This window comes from Zoogloea oryzae (assembly GCF_030161255.1).
GTDB classification, from domain to species: domain Bacteria; phylum Pseudomonadota; class Gammaproteobacteria; order Burkholderiales; family Rhodocyclaceae; genus Zoogloea; species Zoogloea oryzae.
The window spans coordinates 1-1,362 of record NZ_BSPX01000190.1; the positions used below are offsets into that span (position 1 = coordinate 1).

A 1,362-nucleotide genomic window follows, 5' to 3' on the forward strand; every position below is an offset into this window, starting at 1 on the left:
GCTGCTGGCCGGCCGCACGGTGGCGATTGCGCGCGATGCGGCCTACGGCTTCATCTACCCGGCCAACGTCGATCTGCTGCACGCCCTTGGCGCGCGGGTCGAGTTCTTCTCGCCGCTGGCCGGCGACGCCCTGCCCGCCTGCGACGCCCTGTGGCTGCCCGGCGGCTACCCTGAGCTTCACGCCGCCCAGCTCGCCGCCAACGCCCGTTGGCAGGCCGACCTCACCGCCCACGTGGCGGCCGGCAAGCCGCTGCTGGCCGAATGCGGCGGCATGATGAGCCTCTTCGAGCGTCTTACCGACAAGGAAGGCGTGACCCACCCGGGCGCCGGCCTGCTGCCCGGCCACACCCGGATGCAGGCGCGCCTCGCCGCGCTGGGCACCCAGGTGGCCGAGCTACCCGAGGGGCGCATCACCGGCCACACCTTCCACTATTCGGTCAGCGACACGCCGCTGGCGCCGCTGGTCCGCGCCACGTCCCTGGCCGGGCGGGAGGGCGAGGCGATCTACCGGCTTGGGCGGATCACCGCGTCCTACGTGCATTTCTACTTTCCGTCGAACCCGGCGGCCGCGGCGGCGCTGCTGAGCGGGTAGCCGCCGCTCCGTCGGGCGCATCCGTTGCCTGACGCACTGACCGAAGCCGGTTTCCGCGTGTCCAATGTAGGGCCGTCATCGGCCGCATCCCTCCGGTGCGGTGGATTGACGGACGGCACGCCGGGAGGATCGCGATGGAAGATTTCCGTGTGGCCGGGCCTGCCCTCGGGTTTCCTGCGTCGGTGCTGATCCCCGTGCTGGCCGTGGCGGCGCTGACGGCGGGATGGCTGCACGCCGACGCGCGCGGCTGGGCTGCCGGGGCCGCCGCGCTGCTGGCCGGGTTCGGCGCCTGGACCTTCGCCGAATACGCGCTGCACCGCTTCATCCTGCACGGGCTCGACCCCTTCCGGCGCTGGCATCTGGAACACCACCACGCGCCCGACGTGCCGATGCGCACGCCACTGCTGTTCAGCCTGCCGATGGTGCTCGTGCTGGCCGGGGCGCCGTCGCTGCTGCTGGGCGATCCGGGCCTGGGGCTGGCGTTTTCCGGCGGGCTGATCCTCGGCCACCTGGCCCAGGAGGTTGTTCATTTTCAACTGCATCAGCCCGAGCCGTGCCGCGAGGGCTGGCTGCGCCGCCGCTGGCGGCATCACCATTTTCACCATCACGTGGATGAGCGCCGCGCCTTTGGCACCCTCGGCGGGGCGTGGGACCGCCTGCTGGGCACCGGGCGGGGCTGACCGGGATCGCCGGTGCGGCTCAGACCGGCGCGCCGAACAGGGCGCCGACGCCAGCGGTGACCGCCATGGCCAGCGCGCCCCAGCCGCTCA

Annotated in this window: 1 protein-coding gene and 1 pseudogene; both read left to right on the forward strand. The window is 72.8% G+C overall.

The features are described 5' to 3' along the window. Window positions 1–592 (forward strand): annotated as a pseudogene (locus QQK25_RS22925) (cobyrinate a,c-diamide synthase); the annotation flags it as partial. Window positions 593–726: 134 nt separating this feature from the next. Continuing rightward, window positions 727–1,272 (forward strand): sterol desaturase family protein, encoded by a 546-nt coding sequence (locus QQK25_RS22930; RefSeq protein WP_284190039.1) that lies wholly within the window; start codon window positions 727–729, stop codon window positions 1,270–1,272. Window positions 1,273–1,362: the final 90 nt, after the last annotated feature.